This window comes from Neisseria sp. CCUG12390 (genome assembly GCF_047837985.1).
Taxonomy (GTDB): Bacteria; Pseudomonadota; Gammaproteobacteria; order Burkholderiales; family Neisseriaceae; genus Neisseria.
In genome coordinates this window covers 1,381,751-1,400,635 of the sequence record NZ_CP181244.1, presented here as the reverse complement: position 1 = coordinate 1,400,635, position 18,885 = coordinate 1,381,751, and the positions used below count along the sequence as shown (strand labels likewise).

Below are 18,885 nucleotides of genomic sequence, written 5' to 3'. Positions count from 1 at the left end.
GGGCGATTATAACATTTCCGGCAAAGGCAAAGGCCGTCTGAAAACAGGTATCGGTTTTCAGACGGCCTTGCCGCATGGAACGAATCGTCAACACTCATTGGGAAATTTCTGGCAAAACGTCCCGTCTTGTGCGGCCTGTGCACGTATTTTATTCAGGCGGCTGCAATCATACATCAGCACGTCTTTTTTCGGTTGCAGGCGCGTGCAGTATTTCAATCTGGAATCGCCTTCGTCAAAAATCCAGACGGGCAATTCGATGATGTGGGTGCGGTATGAACGGCCGCCACCGCTGTGACCGTGTAGTTTCAAGATTTCATAACTGCCTTCCGGAACATACTTTTCAGCGTTGTTGCTGAGAATAAAGCGGTTGTGCGCGCCGCTGCCGTCGTGTATCGGTTCGATTTTGAAATGGCTGTTGAGCGGTATCGTCCAATGAGGGGAAACATGGATAGAGTAAGGCAGCGTAAATTCGGCTTCATAGGCATGGCCGTGAACGGCTGCCGGTAATTCGACGGATTCCATTATCGTCGGTATTTCACGTGCGCAGGCGGACAGTGTCGGCAGCATTAAGGCCAAACAGGAATAAAGGAGTAAGGTTTTCTTATTCATTAGAATCTCGATAGGCCGTCTGAAAACCGATTTTCAGACGGCCTGCGTCTTATGAGAAATTTTATCAGGCAGCGGCCAGCCACTCATTAACCGCCGCTTCCAAACGCTTCATGCCTTCGGCCAAGTCTTCGTCGTTCAGCAGCAGGCTCGGGGCGAAACGCACTACGTTCGGCCCCGCCACCAAAACCATCAGGCCGTGTTTCAGCGCGGCGTTGAAGATTTCTCCGGCGCGGTTTTCATAAGCGTCGGCCATGACCGCGCCCAGCAGCAGACCCATGCCGCGAACCTGTTTGAACACGCCCGTTTTGTTGCACAATCCGGTTAAGGTCGTCTGAAGTTTTCTGCCTTGCGTTTCCACATGGTTCAGGGTTTCGGGCGTGTTGATGATGTCGAACGCGCGGTTGGCTACGGCGCAGGCCAGAGGGTTGCCGCCGAAAGTCGAGCCGTGGGTTCCCGGGCCGAAAGTCGGGGCGATTTTGTCGGTGGTGACAATCGCGCCGATGGGAAAGCCGCAGCCCAAGGCTTTGGCGAGGCTCATGATGTCGGGTTTTACGCCGTAATGTTCGTAGGCGAACAGTTTGCCGGTGTGCCCGATACCGGTTTGCACTTCGTCGAAAACCAGCAATGCGCCGTGTCGGTCGCACAGGCGGCGGGCGGCTTCGAGATATTCCCGTTCCGCAGGCAGGATGCCGCTTTCGCCCTGAACCGGTTCGATAATCACGGCGCAGGTTTGCTCGCCGACGGCGGCTTCCAGCGCGGCAATGTCGTTAAACGGGACGTGGGTAATGCCTTGTGGCAGCGGCGCGTAATCCTGGCTGTATTTGGGCTGGCCGCCGACGGATACGGTAAATAGCGTGCGGCCATGGAAGCTGTTGACGCAGGAGACGATTTCGGTTTTATGCGCGCCGAAGTGGTCGCGGCCGTATTTGCGCGCCAGTTTTAATGCGGCTTCGTTGGCTTCCGCACCGGAATTGCAGAAAAACACTTTGTCGCCGAAGCTGTTTTCCACCAAGCGGCGCGCCAAATCCTGCGCGGGCTGCGTGGTGTAGAGATTGGAAATGTGCCAAACCTTCTGCGCCTGTTCCGTCAGGGCTTCAATCAGCGCGGGATGGCTGTGTCCCAAGGCATTTACGGCGATACCGCCCGACAAATCAATCAGTTCCCGCCCTTCGGTATCCCAAACGCGGCTGCCGGAGGCGCGTTCGGGAATCATCGGTGCGAATGAGAAATTGGGGGTGAGATAGTTGGTCATGGGGTATCCTTTTGCCGTAGGTAAGTGGGAAATATAAGAAAGGATTATGCGCCGATTGTTGACAATGTTCAAGGCGAAAGGCCGTCTGAAAACAGAACCGCTCAGTTTTCAGACGGCCTCAATCAGAATATAAAGCCCGGCTTCAAGCCTGAATCCGATATTGGGTTTATTCCCGCTTGTGGTTGCGTTTCAAACAGAAAGGTCGTCTGAAACTGTTTTTCAGACGGCCTTTTATCCGAATCCGTACCTTCAAATCGAATATTCGATCAATTCGTTTTGCGAGAAGATGTAGATCTGTTTCGGTACCAAAGCCAGCCCGTTGCCTGCGGTCAGGTTCAGGCGTGCGGCGTCGCTGCCGGAGAGGGTGACGTGTACGTCGCGGTCGGCGTGTCTGACGGTGATGTGGGTCAGTGCGCCGACGGCGTGGATTTTTTCGACCACTGCCGTGAGCATGGGTGTTTGGCCGGTTTGGGCAACCTGCCATTCGTGCGGACGGATGTAGCCGGTGGCGGTCTGTTCCTGCCATTTGTATTGGCGGTCGAGCGGCCAGCGGTAATCGCCGTAATGCCACACGCCTTTCTCGATGCGGCCTTCAAAGGCGTCGGTTTCGCCTAAAAATTCGGTAACAAATGCGTTTTCCGGTTGGCGGTAAATCGACTCTGCGCTGCCGGTCTGCTCGATTTTGCCGTGGTTCATCACGACGATTTCGTCGGAAACTTCCAGTGCTTCTTCCTGGTCGTGGGTGACAAGAATGCTGGTTACGCCCAAATTATGATGAATATCGCGCAGCCATGTGCGCAATTCTTTGCGCACTTTCGCATCAAGCGCGCCGAAGGGTTCGTCAAGCAGCAGCAGCTTGGGTTCGACGGCCAGGGCACGGGCGAGGGCGATGCGCTGGCGTTGGCCGCCGGAAAGCTGGTGCGGATAGGATTTGGCCAGGTGCGACAGTTGCACCAAGCCCAATAATTCTTCCACTTTGGCGCGGATTTTTTCTTTGGACGGGCGTTCGGCTTTCGGCAAAACGGTCAGGCCGAAGGCCACGTTGTCGAACACGTTCATGTGGCGGAACAGGGCGTAATGCTGGAAGACGAAGCCGACTTTGCGTTCGCGCACATGTGTGTCGGTGACGTCTTTGCCGTCGAACAGGATGCGGCCGCCGTCGGCGTTTTCCAAGCCGGCGATGATGCGCAGCAGCGTGGTTTTGCCGCAGCCGGAAGGGCCGAGCAGGGAAGTGAGCTTGCCGGTGGGGACATTCAAATTGATGTTTTTCAGCGCGTGGAAGCTGCCGAAATGTTTGTTCAGGTTTTGGATGGTGATGCTCATGCGGATATTCCTGTTTCGGGTTGTGAGGCCGTCTGAAAACGCAATCGGTTTTCAGACGGCCTTTGGTTGTTTTACTGCACGCGTTCGGCGGCCGCGAGTTTTTTCTCCTGCATTTTAGTAATGAAGTTTTGCACCGCCAAAGTCGCCAGAGCCAATAGAGCCAAGACGCCCGACAAGGCAAACGCGCCGGTGAAGTTGTATTCGTTGTAGAAAATCTCCACCAAGAGCGGAATGGTGTTGGTTTCGCCGCGGATGTGGCCGGACACCACGCTCACCGCGCCGAATTCGCCCATCGCGCGCGCGTTGGTGAGAATCACGCCGTAGAGCAGCGCCCATTTGATGTTGGGCAGCGTGACGCGCCAAAACATCTGCCAGCCGCTCGCGCCCAAAATCAGCGCGGCCTGCTCCTCGCTGTCGCCCTGCGCCTGCATCAGCGGAATCACTTCGCGGGCGACAAAGGGGAAGGTGACGAACAGCGTCGCCAAAATAATGCCCGGAATGGCGAAGATAATCTGTATGCCCTGCGCTTCGAGCCAACCGCCCAATGCGGTGTGTGCACCGAACAGTAAAACGAACATCAAACCGGCCACTACGGGCGACACGGAAAACGGCAAATCGAGCAGGGTCGTCAGCAACTGTTTGCCGCGGAAATCAAAGTGCGTCAGCAGCCACGCCATCGCCACGCCCAACACCGCATTGACCGGCACGACAATCGCGGCGGTAATCAGCGTCAGCTTGATGGCCGACCAGGCCTCGGGGTCGGTAATCGATTGCACATACAAATCCCAACCGCCTTTCAAGGCTTCGTAGAACACCGCGACCAGCGGCACGACCAGCATGACGAGCAGGAACAGCAGCGCAACGGCGGTCAGGGTAAAGCGCAGCCAGCGCGGTTCGGTCAGATTGGGGTTGACGGAATGGGTTTTCATGTCGAATCGGTCTCGCTTCGGAATGGAGGCCGTCTGAAAAATCGTCCGGCGTTTTCAGACGGCATGGAAAATCGGTGGGCATTTTGTCGGATACGGGCGCGCATCAAGGTTTTCAGACGGCCTCAAGCCTTCGCGCCCGCCCGTTTGCTCAACGCCCATTGCGTAACATTCAATGCAAATAAAACCGCGAATGAAATCATCAGCATAAAAAGCGCGACGGCGGATGCGCCCTGCACGTCGAACTGCTCCAGTTTGCCGGTGATAATCAGCGGCAGGATTTCCGAAACCATCGGGATATTGCCCGCGATGAAAATCACCGAGCCGTATTCGCCCGTGGCGCGCGCAAACATCATGCCTGCGCCGGTAATCAGCGCCGGCATGATTTCGGGCAGCAGCACGCGGCGGAACACGGTGAAGCGGTTCGCCCCCAAAGTGGCCGCCGCTTCTTCGTATTCGCCCGACAATTCTTCCAACACCGGCTGCACCGCGCGCACGATAAACGGCAGGCTCACCACCACCAGCGCGATCCAAATGCCGGCGGGCGTAAATGCGATTTTGATGCCCAAAGGCTCGAACCAGCGGCCTATCCAGCCGTTGGGCGCGTAGAGCGTCGCCAGCGCAATGCCCGTTACCGCCGTGGGCAGCGCGAAGGGCAGATCCACCAGCGCGTTGACCATGCTTTTGCCCGGAAAATCATAGCGCACCAGCACCCACGCGACCAAAGTGCCGAACACGATATTCGTCAGCATGGCGTAAAACGACATTTTCAGGCTCAGCCATACCGCCGCCAAAACATTCGGTTCGGCAATGGTCTGCCAAAACGCCGTCCAACCGATTTCGGCGGCTTTGGCCGCCATCATCGCAAACGGCAAAACGACCAAAAGCGACAGGCACAATACGGTCAGCCCTAAGCTGATGTTAAAGCCCGGTAAGACGCTGGGGGTTTTCAGTAATCGCATGGTTTGATAACGGAATGGTGGGATATGGCCGCTACTTTAATACAGGCCGTCTGAAAAAGGGAAAGAATGGTTTGTTTATTGTAAAGATGATTTCGTTATATGACCGAGGCCGTCTGAAAGGGAGGGAAAACGGTTTTCAGACGGCCTGGGCATTTTCAGCCGTCATCAGCGGCGCAAGTCCGCTACGTTGTCCGTGCCGCCCATGACGGATTGGAGATTTTTGAATTTTCAGGGATTGGCAAAAGAGTTTTCGGCCTGTTACTGCCGTCGCAAAAAATACAAAAAGGCCGTCTGAAAAAGCGGTCGCGGTTTGCCGCAATGCCTTTCAGACGGCCTTTGAATGAATCGGAATTATCCGGCAAACTGTCGGCTGAATGCGATGAATTCTGCTTTTTTGGCCTTAGCTTTACCTGAGTCAATCGCTTCTTGGGCGGCGGTAACACCGGCAGCCAAAGAATCCACCACATTGCCCGCATAGAGTGCGGCAGCGGCGTTGAGCAGCACGATGTCGCGTGCCGCGCCGTGTCCGCCGTTTAAGACGGCATCCATTTTGGCCAGCGATTCGGTGCTGTTTTCCACGCGGATTTCATCAAGGTTGCGGCGGGTTTCCATGCCGAAATCCTGCGGGTGGATGTCGTATTCGCGGATGGTGCCGTCTTTGAGTTCGGCCACGCGGGTGTTGCCCGTCAGCGTGATTTCGTCCAAGCCGCCTTCGCCGCAGACCACCAAAACGTGTTTCGAGCCGAGCTGCTGCAACACGCGCGAGAGAATGCCGCACAAGTCGGTGTGGAACACGCCGAGCAACTGGTTGGGCGCGCCTGCCGGGTTGGTCAGCGGCCCCAGAATATTGAAAATGCTGCGGAAACCGAGCGAACGGCGCACGGGCGCGACATGGCGCATCGCGCTGTGGTGGTTTTGCGCAAACATAAAGCCGATGCCGGTTTGCTCGATGCTTTGGGCAATCTGTTGGGGCGAAAGGGTCAGAACCGCCCCCATCTGCTCCATCACATCGGCCGCGCCGCTGGAAGACGATACCGAACGGCCGCCGTGTTTGGCCACTTTTGCGCCTGCCGCCGCGGCGACGAACATGGCAGTGGTGGAGATATTGAACGTTTTCGCACCGTCGCCGCCTGTTCCGACGATATCGACCAGATTGTCGGCATTAGCAACGGGTACTTTGGTTGAAAATTCGCGCATCACGGCGGCGGCGGCGGTGATTTCGGAAACGGTTTCCACCTTAATCCGCAAGCCGGTAATGATCGCCGCGATTTGCTCGGGCGGCACCTGGCCGCTCATGATCTGGCGCATCAAATCGCTCATTTCATCGTAAAAAAGCTCGTTGTTGCTGATTAAACGCTCGATGGCCTGCTGCGGGGTAATCATGTGGTTTCCTTAGCTTATCCGTTGGGTATGCGCGTTATTCTACCGCACTTTCGGGTTTCGGCGCACCCGACAGCCATGCAGACAGCATGACGGTCGAGATGCACAGCCACAGCCAGATATAGGCCAGAGACGAACCGAAATCGTCGGCAGGCAGCCAAAGCGTCCGCTCCTGAAAATAAGTCGTTACCATTTGATACAGCCATGAACCGAGAACAATCATCAGGAAGACGGCGGTGGCGCAAAAGCCGATGATGTATGCCCCGCGTTTGTCGCGGTAAACCCGCTTGCTGATGCATACCGCCACGGTGATGAGTATCAGCGGCAGGCAGGTCAGGGCGGTATAGAGCAGGATTTCCAAAAGATGCGCGGGTGCGCCGGAAACCGGCGGAGAAAAGCCTTCCTGCCGTTCTGCCCATCTGAGCATCTGCCAGTTGGCTTCCATGACGAACAATGATACGCCCAGTCCTCCGATGAGCGAATAAAAAACCACCTGTCGGCGGGGATAGCGGTGTTTCTGCATGATGCGGCAATCCTTATCGGTTTTCCGTAAACCGAAGACATACCGCCGAAAGATACGGCAAAGGGCGAACGCATGGCCGAACATCCGGAAACCGCCCGCAATCGTTCTGCAAAACAGAATGGCGGTTACGGCTTTCGGAGACTTTAGCGACAGCGGAAATCAAGTTTTCCGCTATAAAACGTCCAATCTGCACACCGGTACCCAGCATACCGACAAAACTGCAGATTTCCTGATGTTTGCCGTTTTTTCGGCGAATCTTAAATTTACGTTATTTTTTTATGGTAGGTAAGTTTGCAGGAGCATTTGCCGTTATGTGTTGCAGAGGCTTCGGAAATATTCGATGAGCAAATCAAAGACAGGAAAGCCGTCTGAAACTGCCGTCTGAATGCGCAGGCAGGTTCAGACGGCCTTTATTGTATTTGGATACAGACCGCTGTCATGTATTTTAGTTTCAATTAAATTGAATTTTTTACATGGTGGCTTTCAAACGCTTATCGGGATTCGGCATTTGTGGTGCTGAAAGTTTTGAATTCCTCCAAAAAATTGCGCAGCATATCGTGGCCGTGTTCGGTCAGGAGGGCTTCGGGGTGGAACTGTACGCCTTCGATCGGATAATCTTTATGGCGCACGCCCATGATTTCGCTGTCGTCCGTCCAAGCCGTGACTTCGAGGCAGTCGGGCAGGGTATGGCGGTTGATGACCAGACTGTGATAACGCGTGCAGGTCACGGGATTGGGCAGGCCTTTGAACATGCCCGTGCCTTTATGGTGAACAGGGGAAACTTTGCCGTGCATGAGGGTTTGCGCGCGCACGATATTGCCGCCGAACGCTTCGCCTATGGTCTGATGGCCGAGACACACGCCCATAATCGGCAGTTTGCCGGCGAAGTGCTGCATGGCGGCCACGGAAATACCCGCTTCTTTCGGCGAGCAGGGCCCCGGGCCGATAACCAGATATTGCGGTTTCAGTGCGGCGATTCCGTCCAAAGTGATGTCGTCGTTGCGGCGCACCACGACTTCTTGGTCGAGTTCGGCGAAATATTGCACGATGTTGTAGGTGAAACTGTCGTAGTTGTCGATAAAGAGCAGCATTTTTAACCTTTTGCTTTATGGGTTTTTATTTTCAGACGGCCTAGTTTTTCACCATGGCCAGATTGTCGGGGTCGTTGATGAACGCCCACATTTTTTCATCGCTGGTAAAGACGCCCTTACGGATAAGATAGTGCAAATCATGCTTGATCTGAGCATCCGCTTTGCGGATGACCACGCGCATATTGTTGCGGTAGGCGGCCATTTCCAAAATTTTCGCCGCAAACTTCGGCTGGTGCAGACGGGCGTGTGCAGGCGGATTGCGGCCGATGTATTCGTTCAGTTTTCGGGCGCTGCTTTGGAAATCGGTGTGCAGCGGATCGATGAATACGATGTGAAACGGCATCCGGCTGAGATAATCGTGTTCGTTGTCCATCATCGGCGGCTTGGGCTGGAATCGTGATAACGGCAATCTTATCAGCAATAGAGGCCGTCTGAAAGGTTTTACACGGTGTGAATGCCGGTAAAACTTTCAGACGGCCTGTTGCAAAGGTCGGCCGCTTAAGGCAGTTTGGGTTTGACTTTGACACTCAGAGGCAGATGGTCGGAGAGCATCTGCCAATTGCGGCTGTTGTGGATTTTGGTATCCATGATTTCCAGATTTCGGGTATAGACGCGGTCCAGGCTCAGAAGCGGCATGCGAGAAGGAAAGGTTTTCGGGCGCTTGCCTTTACTGTCGAGGAACACTTCGTCAAGGTTGAGTGCTTTACCCAGCGAGAGTGCCGATTTGTAACGCCAGTCGTTAAAATCGCCGGCGATAATCAGCGGGCTTTGCGTATCGATCTGCTGACTGACGTATTCGAAAATAGCCTGATACTGTTTGGCACGGTCCGGTTCGCGCAAATTCAGATGGGCACACAGACACACCAGCGGCAGGTCCCAACCTTCGGGCTGGACTTCGCAATGCAGCACGCCGCGCTGCTCGTGCTTGTTGACCGTGATGTTGAGGTTGTTGCGGGTTTCGATGGGCAAGTGGCTCAATATCGCATTGCCGTGATGACGTTCGGGATAGACGGCGTTTTTGCCGTAGCTGCGGTTGAACGATAAATGTTCGCCCAAAACATCATAATGCGGTTCGGCGGGATATTCCTGAATCTTACTGCTGCGCGGCAGGTGCATGCCTTGCACCTCCTGCAGAAACAGCACATCGGATTGGAGCGACTGCAACGCATCGCCCATGCTGCCGAGCTGGAATTTGCGGTTGAGCGCGGACATGCCTTTGTGCATATTGTAGGACGTAATCGTAACGGGACGGGGTGACATTTGTGACCTCACTGTTTTTGTTGGTTTTATGGTCGCAGTATAGCACTTTTGAAATAACGGTTTTTTTCATGTTTGTAAAAAAACATCCGTTTGGGCAAGCAGTTGTAAGCAACAGGCCGTCTGGAAACCGATTCGGCATTTTCAGACGGCCTTGCCGTTTATTTGGTGTTTTTCAGAAACAGGCCGACACCGCTTTCGCAGCGGATTTGCCGCGTTTCCAGCGTATGCCGCAGGAGCGCGTCGTTTTGCGGCAGGGCGGCACGTTCCGCTTCGTGATGCCACAGATGATAGGCGACACCGGCGAATTTCAGATTGTAGCGTTTCATGCCGTTGTGAAAACAGCGGGCGACAAATTCGCTGTCTTCGCGTCCCCAGCCGACAAACCGGTTGTTGAAACCGTTGACCGCCAGCGCGTCGGCGCGGAAGAAACCCATATTGCAGGTTTTGATACCGCGGTGGTTCCGGCTGCCTTTTCGACCGATAAGGGCGGACAGGCAGCGGCTTCGCAGGGCGGAAAGGCGTTTTTCTATGCCTCGGCTGAACGGGGAAAGGTCGGGCAATTGCTCGGAAGCCAGAATTTCCTGCGTGCGTTCTTCGCTCAAAATCACGCGCGAACCTTGTACCAAACGGCCGCGCAAGGCAAGTTTCAGGTGGTCGGCGACAAATGAGGGGTCAAGCAGCATATCTCCATCAATCAGCACGATATAGTCGCCTTCGGCCATCGCCAGCGCACGGTTGCGCGCTTCGGCGGCACGGAAACCGTCGTCCGGCCGCCAAGCGTGCTTGACCGGAACGGGGGTCAGGCGGTTGATGTAGTGGATAACATCGGCGGTTTCGCGGGTCGAACCGTCGTCGGCCACGACAATTTCATCGGGCATACGCGTCTGCGACAGGGCGGATTTCAATACCGTCAGCAGCGCGTCGGGACGGTTGTAGGTCGTGATAATCAGCGAAACTTTCATGTCGCGGTTGCGTTCGTACAGTTTCACATATTTGTAGTACGAGCCTTGCGCATTGGCCACCGATACCGTCAGGCCGTCTGAACCGTAGGCGAAACCGCGCTTGAAAAAATAATTTTTAATAAACGACACGCCGCCGTGGAGCAGGGCTTTGGCCGGCGACGTTTTCTTTTTGAAGCGGTTTTCTTCGGCGTAAAGCGAAGAGTATTGCTGCATTTTCCGAATCAGCCCTTCGGCGTTTTCAAACGAATAATGTTTCAGACGGCCTGCCAAAGTATTCACCTGCGCGTCTTTCGGAATGACGAGCGATTCGTGTACCTGACGGTCGGAAAAGCGCGTAAAACCGCGGTGGTAAAGGCGCGGCAGAATGTCGGGATACCAGCCGCAGCCTTTCATCGGGCGGCCGTTGTAATGGTTCAGGCGCGACAGGGAATAGATGTTTTGCGGGCGGTTTTCCGCAACGGCGGTGCGGAGGGCGTCAATCAGTTCCGCATCGGGGATTTCGTCGCTGTCGATGCTGAAAATCCAGTCGTTTTGCGCCAGTTGCGCCGCCATGTTTTTCATGGGGCCGAATCCGGTAAAATCATGCTTGTAATAGCTCACGTTGCCAAATTGCGCAGCAATCCCGAAGGTACCGTCGGTCGAGCCGTTGTCGAGCAGCAGAACTTCGTCGAAATCGTGTAATGCGGTCAAGACTTCCGCCAGATAGCGTTCGGAATTTTTGACCAGCATGGCGGCAGTTGCCGGAATTTTAATGGTTGTCATGGCCAGGCCGTCTGAAAAAATATTGCAAAGGCTGTATTTTAACCGATATACCGCTACAATACGCATTTCGTTTTTTCAGACGGCCTGATTGGATGATGAGGTTATTGTTGGCTCCCATGCAGGGATTGTGCGATGACGTGATGCGCGATTTGCTGACGCGCATCGGCGGCTATGACGAGTGCGTCAGCGAGTTCGTGCGCATTACCCATACGGTGCATTCGCGCAGCACTTGGTTGAAATATGTGCCGGAAATCGCCAACGGCAACAAAACCTTTGCCGGTACGCCCTGCACGGTGCAGCTTCTGGGCAGCGATGCGGACAATATGGCGGTAAACGCGCTGGAAGCGGTGCGCTTCGGTGCGGATAAAATCGATTTAAACTTCGGCTGCCCCGCGCCGACGGTCAACAAACACAAGGGCGGGGCTGTATTGCTGAAGGAGCCGGAGCTGATTCACCATATTGTCAAAACCCTGCGCGCGCGTCTGCCCGAACATATTCCGCTGACGGGGAAGATGCGTTTGGGTTTTGAGAATACGGATTTGGCGTTGGAATGTGCGGCGGCGATAGCGGAAGGCGGGGCATGCGGTTTGACCGTTCACGCGCGTACCAAAGTCGAGGGCTACGAGCCGCCGGCGCATTGGGATTGGGTACGGAAAATCCGCGATGCGGTCGATATTCCCGTTACCGCCAACGGTGATGTGTTCACGCTGCAAGATTATCTGGCGATTAAGGAAGTCAGCGGCTGCGACAGCGTCATGCTCGGCCGCGGTGCGGTTATCCGCCCTGATTTGGCGCGTCAGATTAAGCAATACGAACGCGGCGAAGCGGTGAAGGAAACGGATTTTGCCGAAATCGCGGGCTGGATTAATCTGTTTTTCGATTTGTGCGTGGCGAAAGAAGCGAACAACAAATACCCTGTGGCGCGTTTAAAACAGTGGCTGGGCATGATGAAGAAGGAATTTCCTCAGGCGCAGGAACTGTTCGACCGTATCCGCACGTTGAAAGAAGCGGATGAAGTGAAACGGGTGCTGCTGGTGTTTGAAGAGGTGCAGCGGAAGCCGGTTTGAAGCCGTCTGAAAATCGGGATGGCCGATTATCGGGATGAGAACTGCGTATGTCATATAAAATTTAGGTTTGGCAAAAATTCGAGGCCGTCTGAAAACTTTTCAGACGGCCTTTGCATAACGCGTTCGTTTAAGAAGCCAATACGCGCGGAAACAGGATTTCGTTTTCCAGACGGATATGGTCGGTCAGGTCATTGACCATTTCTTCGGCCAAGCGGTAGAGACGCGTCCAACTGCCGCAGGCTCCTTCCGGAATCTCAAAGTTATTCGTCAATTCGCGCAACCGGGCGATGGCGTGGTCGTGTTCTTCATGCTCATGCATCATCACGCTGATGGGCATGGCCGCGCCGCGCCCGACACCCTGATTAATCATCGGAAACAGCATACGCTCTTCCTTCATCATGTGGCTTAAAAGCTCGTTCTGCATGTCGGCCAGCAATTGGGCGATTTCGGCCGGAAACGTATCGGCATGAACCGTCGCCACTTTTTGCGCCAGCGGAACCAGCTCTTCCAGCTGGGCGCGGTGGATATTGTGGTAACGTTGCAGGATATGGTCGATGGTCGCGCCGAAAGGTGCGGTTTCCCAAACGGTAAAGTCAGTCATGATCGGGTTCCTTGGTCGGTGTTGAAGGCTTTCAGACGGCCTTTTGAAAAGATGTATATTTTATGAATGTATTTGTCAGACGCAAAGGATACACCTGTTCGGACACTTTGTATAGAATCAAATCATGGCCTTAAACCGGCTTTAAAAACGGAGGCATCGGGAAGCGGGCGGTTCGGTTGACACGGAGGAAAACAGTTTTTATATTAAAACCCTCAGTGTGGCTTCTATACACTGGACAGCGGTGCAAACGAAACAAACAACGAAAAGGAGTCAATAATGGCAGCATTTGAATTACGCAAAAGCGACGACGGTCACTTCAGCTTTATCCTGTCGGATGATGACGACAAAACCTTGCTCAAAAGCGAACAGTACAACAGCAAAGCCTCGGCACAAAACGGCATCGAATCGATACGCAAAAATTCAGTCCAAGATGCGCGTTATGAATTGAAAGAGAGCAACAACGGCAAATTCTATTTCAACCTCAAAGCCACCAACGGCCAAATCATCGGCACCAGTCCGCTTTTGGCCGATGCTGCCGCGCGTGATGCGGCGGTTGCCAAAGTCAAAGCGGAGGCCGCATCGGCCAGCGTACTCGAAAGCTGATGTTTTAAATCGCAAAGGCCGTCTGAAACGCAGGTTTCAGACGGCCTTTCCGTATCTGTTTACAATACGGCCAAAGCGGCATCGTAATCCGGCTCTTCGCCGATTTCAGGTACCAATTGGCTGTAAAGCACTTTATCGTTTTCGTCCAATACGACCACCGCGCGGGCGTTCAGACCTTTCAGCGGAGACGACAGCAACTCGGTACCGTAATCCTGTTTGAAGTTTTTGCAGCGGAAAGTAGAAAGCGAGGTGACGTTTTCAATGCCTTCCGCACCGCCGAAACGCGCCAAGGCAAACGGCAGGTCGGCGGAAATGCACAAAACCGCTGTGTTGTCCAAACTGCCGGCGCGTTCGTTGAATTCGCGTACCGATTTTGAGCATACACCGGTGTCGATGCTCGGGAAAATATTCAGCACTTTGCGTTTCCCGGCAAAATCCGACAGGCTTTTTTCGGACAAATCGGTAGCAACCAAGGTAAATGCAGGAGCGTTTTGTCCGGCTTGGGGCAGGGTGCCACCCACTTCTACCGGTTCGCCTTTGAAAGTGACTTGAGCCATGTTGGTTCCTTTCTGGATTGAGGTTGAGTCCTACGGTTAAACGGTATCGTCAATGCGACGATACCATGTTTCTTTTTCCGCATCATCAATAAACGACGCTTTGAATGAATTTTTACACAGCGTGCGGATGTCGTCACGGCTCAAATCCAAAGCCTCGGCCAATTCAATAAAATTTTGGTTCACATAGCCGCCGAAATAGGCAGGGTCGTCTGAATTCACCGTTACCGACACGCCGCGTTGCAGCATACGGCGCAGATTGTGTCGGTTCAGATGGCTCACCACTTTTAATTTCAAATTGCTCAACGGGCAGACGGTCAGCGGCATCTGCAAATCGATCAAACGCTGCATCAGCACATCGTCTTCTTCCGAACGCACGCCGTGGTCGATACGCGCGACCTTGAGCAAATCCAAGGCTTCATACACATATTGCGGCGGCCCTTCTTCGCCAGCGTGCGCAACCGCTAGGAAACCGTGTTCGCGCGCTTTGGCGAATACACGTTCGAATTTGGACGGCGGATGGCCGACTTCGCTGGAATCCAAACCCACGCCGATGATTTTGTCCCGAAACGGCAGGGCTTGTGCCAACGTTTCAAAGGCGGCTTCTTCCGACAAATGGCGCAGGAAACACATAATCAGGCGGCTGGAAATGCCCCATTCGTTTTGCGCATCGCGGCAGGCGCGTTCGATGCCGTTCAACACCGTTTCAAACGACACGCCGCGTGCGGTATGCGTTTGCGGGTCGAAGAAAATTTCGGTGTGCACCACATTATCCGCCTTGCAGCGCAACAGATAGGCGCGGGTCAAATCGTAAAAATCCTGCTCGTTCAGCAGCACCGCCGCACCGGCGTAATAAATGTCCAGAAAAGACTGGAGATTGTGGAAATCATAGGCAGCGCGCACTTCGTCAACACTCGCATAGGGAATGCCGACGCCGTTGCGGCGGGCGATTTCAAACATCAGCTCAGGTTCGAACGTGCCTTCGATGTGGACGTGGAGTTCGGCTTTGGGCAGGGCGGCGATTAATTCGTTTCGTGTCATGGTTGCTTTCGTTTTTCAGACGGCCTATTGAGAATATCGTGATACGGTTTGCGGATGATGGTTGCCTTTCGGTCAGGGCAACCGACATATTCCCGTATCCGACGGTATGCCGGTTAAGGGTTTTCCAGTGAGGCCGTCTGAAAATATTTTTCAGACGGCCTCTGGTTTCAGACGGCCTTATTCTTCGGCCAATATTTTCTGTTTCAAGGTTTTCAATACGTTTTTTACCGTGTTGATCCGCACGTCGATATTTTCCATCTCCGCGCTGTAACGCAGTTTGTCCGCGCCGGCCAAGCGGTATTTTTTATCGGTTTGGATCAGCATGATGATTTCGGTCGGATCAATGCGGTTGTTTTTGCCGAACGATACGGTAACCGATTCGGTATTTGCATCCACGGTATTTATCCCCATTTCTTTTGCCATGAGCCGAATTCGGTGGCTTTCAATCAGCGTTTTCACGGGCTGTTCGGGCAGGCCGAAGCGGTCGACGAGTTCTTCGTGTACGCTGTTGATTTGGGCTTCGGTTTCGCAGGTGGCGAGGCGTTTGTATAAAACCAGCCGTTCGTGGATGTCGGGGCAGTAGCTTTCGGGCAGCAGCGCGGGGCTGTGCAGCTTGATTTCGGTGGTGACGCCCAGCGGGGCATCCAAATCGGGCTGGCGGCCTTTTTTCAGGTCGCGCACGGCCTGTTTGAGCATTTCGGTGTAGAGCGTGAAGCCCACCTGCATCATTTCGCCGGACTGCCCTTCGCCGAGGATTTCGCCTGCGCCGCGGATTTCCAAATCCTGCATGGCGAGGGTGAAGCCTGCGCCCAACTCATCGGCGGCGGCGATGGCGTCGAGCCGTTTTTCCGCGTCTTTGGTGATGTATTCGGGCGTGAGCAGGTAGGCGTAGGCCTGGTGGTGGCTGCGGCCGACGCGTCCGCGCAGTTGGTGCAGCTGCGCCAGGCCGAATTTGTCGGCGCGGTTGATGATGATGGTGTTGGCGTTGGGGATGTCGATGCCGGTTTCGATGATGGTGGAGCAGAGCAACACGTTGAACCGCTGCTGCAAAAAGTCGCGCATCACCTGCTCCAGCTCGCGTTCGCGCAACTGGCCGTGCGCCACGCCGATGCGGGCTTCGGGCAGCAGGGCTTCCAGTTTTTCGCGCATGTTTTCAATGGTTTCCACTTCATTGTGCAGGAAAAACACCTGCCCGCCGCGTTTGAGTTCGCGCAGCACGGCTTCCTGCACGCTGCCTTCGCTGAACGGCTTCACAAACGTTTTCACGGCCAAACGGCGGTTGGGCGCGGTGGTAATCAGCGAGAAATCGCGCAGGCCTTCGAGTGCCATGCTGAGCGTGCGCGGGATTGGCGTAGCGGTCATGGTCAGGATGTCCACATTGGCGCGCAGGCGTTTGAGCTGCTCTTTCTGGCGCACGCCGAAACGGTGTTCCTCGTCGATGATGACCAAGCCTAAGTTTTTGAATTGAATGTCGTCCTGCACCAGTTTATGCGTGCCGATGACGATGTCCACCGTGCCGTCGGCCATGCCTTGCAGCGTCTGCGTGGTGGCCTTGCCGCTGTTGAAACGCGACAGGCTGGCGACTTTCACGGGGAAATCGGCGAAGCGGTCGGCGAAATTCTGCGCGTGCTGCTCCACCAGAAGCGTGGTCGGCGCGAGCACGGCCACCTGTTTGCCGCCCATCACGGCCACGAACGCCGCCCGCAGCGCGACTTCGGTTTTGCCGAAGCCCACGTCGCCGCAAATCAGCCTGTCCATCGGCTTGCCTTGGGTCAAATCCTTGATGGTGGCGGCGATGGCGGCGGCCTGGTCTTCGGTTTCCTCGTATTCGAAGCCGTCTGAAAAAGCCTGATAATCCAATTCATTGAACGCGAATTTGAAGCCGTCCTGCGCCGCGCGTTGGGCATAGAGGTTGAGCAGCTCCGCCGCCGTATCGCGTGCTTTTTCCGCCGCCTTGCGTTTGGCTTTCGTCCACGCGCCGCTGCCGAGCTTGTGCAGGCTCACGTTTTCGTGCGCCTGACCCGAGTAGCGGCTGATTAAATGCAGCTGCGAAACCGGCACATAAAGCTGCGCCTCGCCCGCGTATTCGAGCAGCATCATCTCGGCGGTTTCGCCGCCCAAATCCATCGTTACCAAGCCCATATAGCGGCCGATGCCGTGTTCCTCGTGGACGACGGGGTCGCCGATGTTGATTTCGGCCAAATCGCGCAACAGGCCGTCTGAAACCTGTGCGTGTTTCTTACGGCGGGCGGACGTGCGGCTGCGGGCGACGTATTGGTAGAGGTCGGTTTCGGTGATGACGGCGAGGGGCGTTTCAGACAGGCATTGCGTGTGATTGCCGTCAAGTTCCGTATTTTCAGACGGCGTAGGTCGGGCATTGATGCCCGACGGGGTTTGTGATGCGGCATCGGTGTCGGGCATGGATGCCCGACCTACGGGTGTTTCGTAGGGTGGGTGTAAACCCACCATTTCGCCCGTTTCGTTTAATGGTGGGTTGACACCCACCCTACGAGGTTCAAGGCCGTCTGAAAGCGTGTTTTCATACGGCGTAGGTCGGGCATTGATGCCCGACGGGGTTTGCGATGCGCCACCGTTGTCGGGCATCAATGCCCGACCTACTGTGCCTGTCTGAAAACCGTATGCCAGCGGCGTTACGGTAATCGCCAGCGGCGCGTCGCTGTCCAGAAACGCCTGCCAGCCGTCCACGCTTTTGGGTTTCAGGCCGTGCTGGGCGAAGAAACCGAGCATGGTTTCGCGCCGGCCCGCGCTTTCGGCGGTGAGCAGGATGCGGCCGGTAAAGCCTGTCTGAAAACGTTGCAGCGCGGCCAGCGGTTCGTCGGACTGGCGGTTCACGGCCACGTCGGGCAGCAGGTGGGTTGAGCCGTTCAGGTCGGGCAGGATTTGCGGGTAGGGTTTCAGACTGCCTGCGAACTGGTCGGCGGTGAGATACAGATGCTGCGGAGGCAAAGGCGGGTAAGACGCGTCGCCCTGCGCCATTTTGAAACGGGTTTTCACGTCGGCCTCGAACCGCCGCGCTTCGGCGTGCACGTCGCCGATGCAGACGGCCAGCACGTCGCCGCCGAGGTAGTCGAACAGCGTGGCGCATTCGTCTTCGAAAAACAGCGGCAGGTAGTATTCCACGCCCGCGCCGAAATGGCCGTTGCTCACGGCTTTGTACACGGCGGCGGCGTTGGGGTCGTTCTCGATTTCCTCGCGGAAGCGGGCGCGGAAGATTTTCTGCGCTTCCGCGTCGGTGGGGAACTCGTGCGCGGGCAGCAGGCGGATTTCGGACACGGGCGCGAGCGTGCGCTGGCTGTCGGGGTCGAAGGTTTTGATGCTGTCGATTTCGTCGCCGAACAAATCGAGACGGTAGGGCAGCTCCGCGCCCATCGGGAAAATGTCGAGAATGCCGCCGCGCACGGCGAATTCGCCCGCCGCCACCACGTTGGAAACGTGGCTGTAACCGGCCTCCACCAAGTTGCCGCGCAGGACTTCGATGTCGAGCGTCTGCCCCGTTTTCAGCCAGAACGTGCGCCCGAGCAGGAAGGCCGGCGGCGCGAGCTTCTGCATCGCCGTGGCCACGGGCAGCACCAACACGTCGGCCTGACCGCTTTTCACCTGCCACAGGGCGGATAGCCGTTCGGACACCAAATCCTGATGCGGCGAAAAACGCTCGTAGGGCAGCGTTTCCCAGTCGGGCAGGAACACGGCGTTGTCCTGCGGACGGAAAAACTGCCAGGCCGTCTGAAGCCGCAAAGCCTGCTCGGTGTCTTGGGTAAGGATGACTTTGAGCGCGTTGTCGGGCAGGTTCTGCGCCAAAGCCCACGGCAGCGAACCGCGCGTGAGATCGGGCCAGCGGGATTTTTGGGCGGGAGCGGGGAGAGGGAAGTTCATGGTTCGGTTCAGCAGCATGACAGGCCGTCTGAAATATTTTTCAGACGGCCTCGGGTTGGAAACGGGGTTTATTTT

The 18,885-nt window shown here is 55.5% G+C and carries 16 protein-coding genes and 2 pseudogenes; 2 read left to right on the top strand and 16 right to left on the bottom strand.

The window, feature by feature from the left end:
* Positions 1–87: 87 nt before the first annotated feature.
* The 11 genes from ACM67E_RS06585 to ACM67E_RS06535 all read right to left on the bottom strand — a co-directional run bounded on the left by ACM67E_RS06585 (position 88) and on the right by ACM67E_RS06535 (position 11,050).
* Positions 88–609 (bottom strand): hypothetical protein, encoded by a 522-nt coding sequence (locus ACM67E_RS06585; RefSeq protein ID WP_416190671.1) that lies wholly within the window; start codon positions 607–609, stop codon positions 88–90.
* A gap of 64 nt (positions 610–673) precedes the next feature.
* On the bottom strand, positions 674–1,861 hold the full coding sequence (locus ACM67E_RS06580; protein WP_416190670.1) for an acetylornithine/succinyldiaminopimelate transaminase: 1,188 nt from the start codon (positions 1,859–1,861) through the stop codon (positions 674–676).
* Positions 1,862–2,110: 249 nt separating this feature from the next.
* The gene (locus tag ACM67E_RS06575; RefSeq protein ID WP_416190669.1) at positions 2,111–3,184 is read right to left on the bottom strand and encodes a sulfate/molybdate ABC transporter ATP-binding protein; all 1,074 of its coding nucleotides are present in this window, start codon (positions 3,182–3,184) and stop codon (positions 2,111–2,113) included.
* A 71-nt stretch (positions 3,185–3,255) separates the two neighbouring features.
* Positions 3,256–4,113, bottom strand: a complete 858-nt coding sequence (gene cysW, locus ACM67E_RS06570; RefSeq protein ID WP_416190668.1) for a sulfate ABC transporter permease subunit CysW — start codon at positions 4,111–4,113, stop codon at positions 3,256–3,258.
* A 122-nt stretch (positions 4,114–4,235) separates the two neighbouring features.
* Positions 4,236–5,072, bottom strand: a complete 837-nt coding sequence (gene cysT / locus ACM67E_RS06565; protein ID WP_416190667.1) for a sulfate ABC transporter permease subunit CysT — start codon at positions 5,070–5,072, stop codon at positions 4,236–4,238.
* A 351-nt stretch (positions 5,073–5,423) separates the two neighbouring features.
* Positions 5,424–6,455: an anthranilate phosphoribosyltransferase gene (trpD, locus tag ACM67E_RS06560; protein WP_416190666.1), complete on the bottom strand. Its 1,032-nt coding sequence runs from the start codon at positions 6,453–6,455 to the stop codon at positions 5,424–5,426.
* 34 nt (positions 6,456–6,489) lie between these two features.
* Entirely contained in the window at positions 6,490–6,975 is a 486-nt protein-coding gene (locus tag ACM67E_RS06555; RefSeq protein WP_416190665.1) for a hypothetical protein, read from the bottom strand.
* Between the two features lie 491 nt (positions 6,976–7,466).
* Entirely contained in the window at positions 7,467–8,066 is a 600-nt protein-coding gene (locus tag ACM67E_RS06550) for an aminodeoxychorismate/anthranilate synthase component II (protein ID WP_416190664.1), read from the bottom strand.
* 40 nt (positions 8,067–8,106) lie between these two features.
* Positions 8,107–8,442 (bottom strand): hypothetical protein, encoded by a 336-nt coding sequence (locus tag ACM67E_RS06545; protein WP_416190663.1) that lies wholly within the window; start codon positions 8,440–8,442, stop codon positions 8,107–8,109.
* A 122-nt stretch (positions 8,443–8,564) separates the two neighbouring features.
* Entirely contained in the window at positions 8,565–9,326 is a 762-nt protein-coding gene (locus ACM67E_RS06540) for an endonuclease/exonuclease/phosphatase family protein (protein ID WP_416190662.1), read from the bottom strand.
* A 158-nt stretch (positions 9,327–9,484) separates the two neighbouring features.
* Positions 9,485–11,050, bottom strand: coding sequence for a glycosyltransferase family 2 protein (locus ACM67E_RS06535; RefSeq protein ID WP_416190661.1), 1,566 nt, complete (start codon positions 11,048–11,050; stop codon positions 9,485–9,487).
* A 95-nt stretch (positions 11,051–11,145) separates the two neighbouring features.
* On the opposite strand from ACM67E_RS06535, the gene ACM67E_RS06530 reads away from it, so the two are divergent.
* The gene (locus ACM67E_RS06530) at positions 11,146–12,117 is read left to right on the top strand and encodes a tRNA dihydrouridine synthase (protein WP_416192748.1); all 972 of its coding nucleotides are present in this window, start codon (positions 11,146–11,148) and stop codon (positions 12,115–12,117) included.
* 127 nt (positions 12,118–12,244) lie between these two features.
* Here the strand turns inward: ACM67E_RS06530 and dnrN are convergent, their stop codons facing one another.
* Complete coding sequence (dnrN, locus tag ACM67E_RS06525) at positions 12,245–12,718, bottom strand: iron-sulfur cluster repair protein DnrN (RefSeq protein ID WP_416190660.1); 474 nt, start codon at positions 12,716–12,718, stop codon at positions 12,245–12,247.
* Between the two features lie 276 nt (positions 12,719–12,994).
* Between dnrN and ACM67E_RS06520 the strand changes: the two genes are divergently transcribed.
* Positions 12,995–13,321: a YegP family protein gene (locus ACM67E_RS06520; protein WP_416190659.1), complete on the top strand. Its 327-nt coding sequence runs from the start codon at positions 12,995–12,997 to the stop codon at positions 13,319–13,321.
* A 59-nt stretch (positions 13,322–13,380) separates the two neighbouring features.
* On the opposite strand, the gene tpx is transcribed toward ACM67E_RS06520, so the two are convergent.
* The 4 genes and pseudogenes from tpx to ACM67E_RS06500 form a co-directional block, all read right to left on the bottom strand.
* Positions 13,381–13,878, bottom strand: a complete 498-nt coding sequence (tpx, locus tag ACM67E_RS06515) for a thiol peroxidase (protein WP_416190658.1) — start codon at positions 13,876–13,878, stop codon at positions 13,381–13,383.
* A 36-nt stretch (positions 13,879–13,914) separates the two neighbouring features.
* The gene (locus tag ACM67E_RS06510) at positions 13,915–14,916 is read right to left on the bottom strand and encodes an adenosine deaminase (RefSeq protein ID WP_416190657.1); all 1,002 of its coding nucleotides are present in this window, start codon (positions 14,914–14,916) and stop codon (positions 13,915–13,917) included.
* Between the two features lie 177 nt (positions 14,917–15,093).
* Positions 15,094–17,289: pseudogene (gene mfd, locus ACM67E_RS06505) on the bottom strand (transcription-repair coupling factor); the annotation flags it as partial.
* A gap of 248 nt (positions 17,290–17,537) precedes the next feature.
* Positions 17,538–18,810, bottom strand: a pseudogene (locus ACM67E_RS06500) (transcription-repair coupling factor); the annotation flags it as partial.
* Positions 18,811–18,885: the final 75 nt, after the last annotated feature.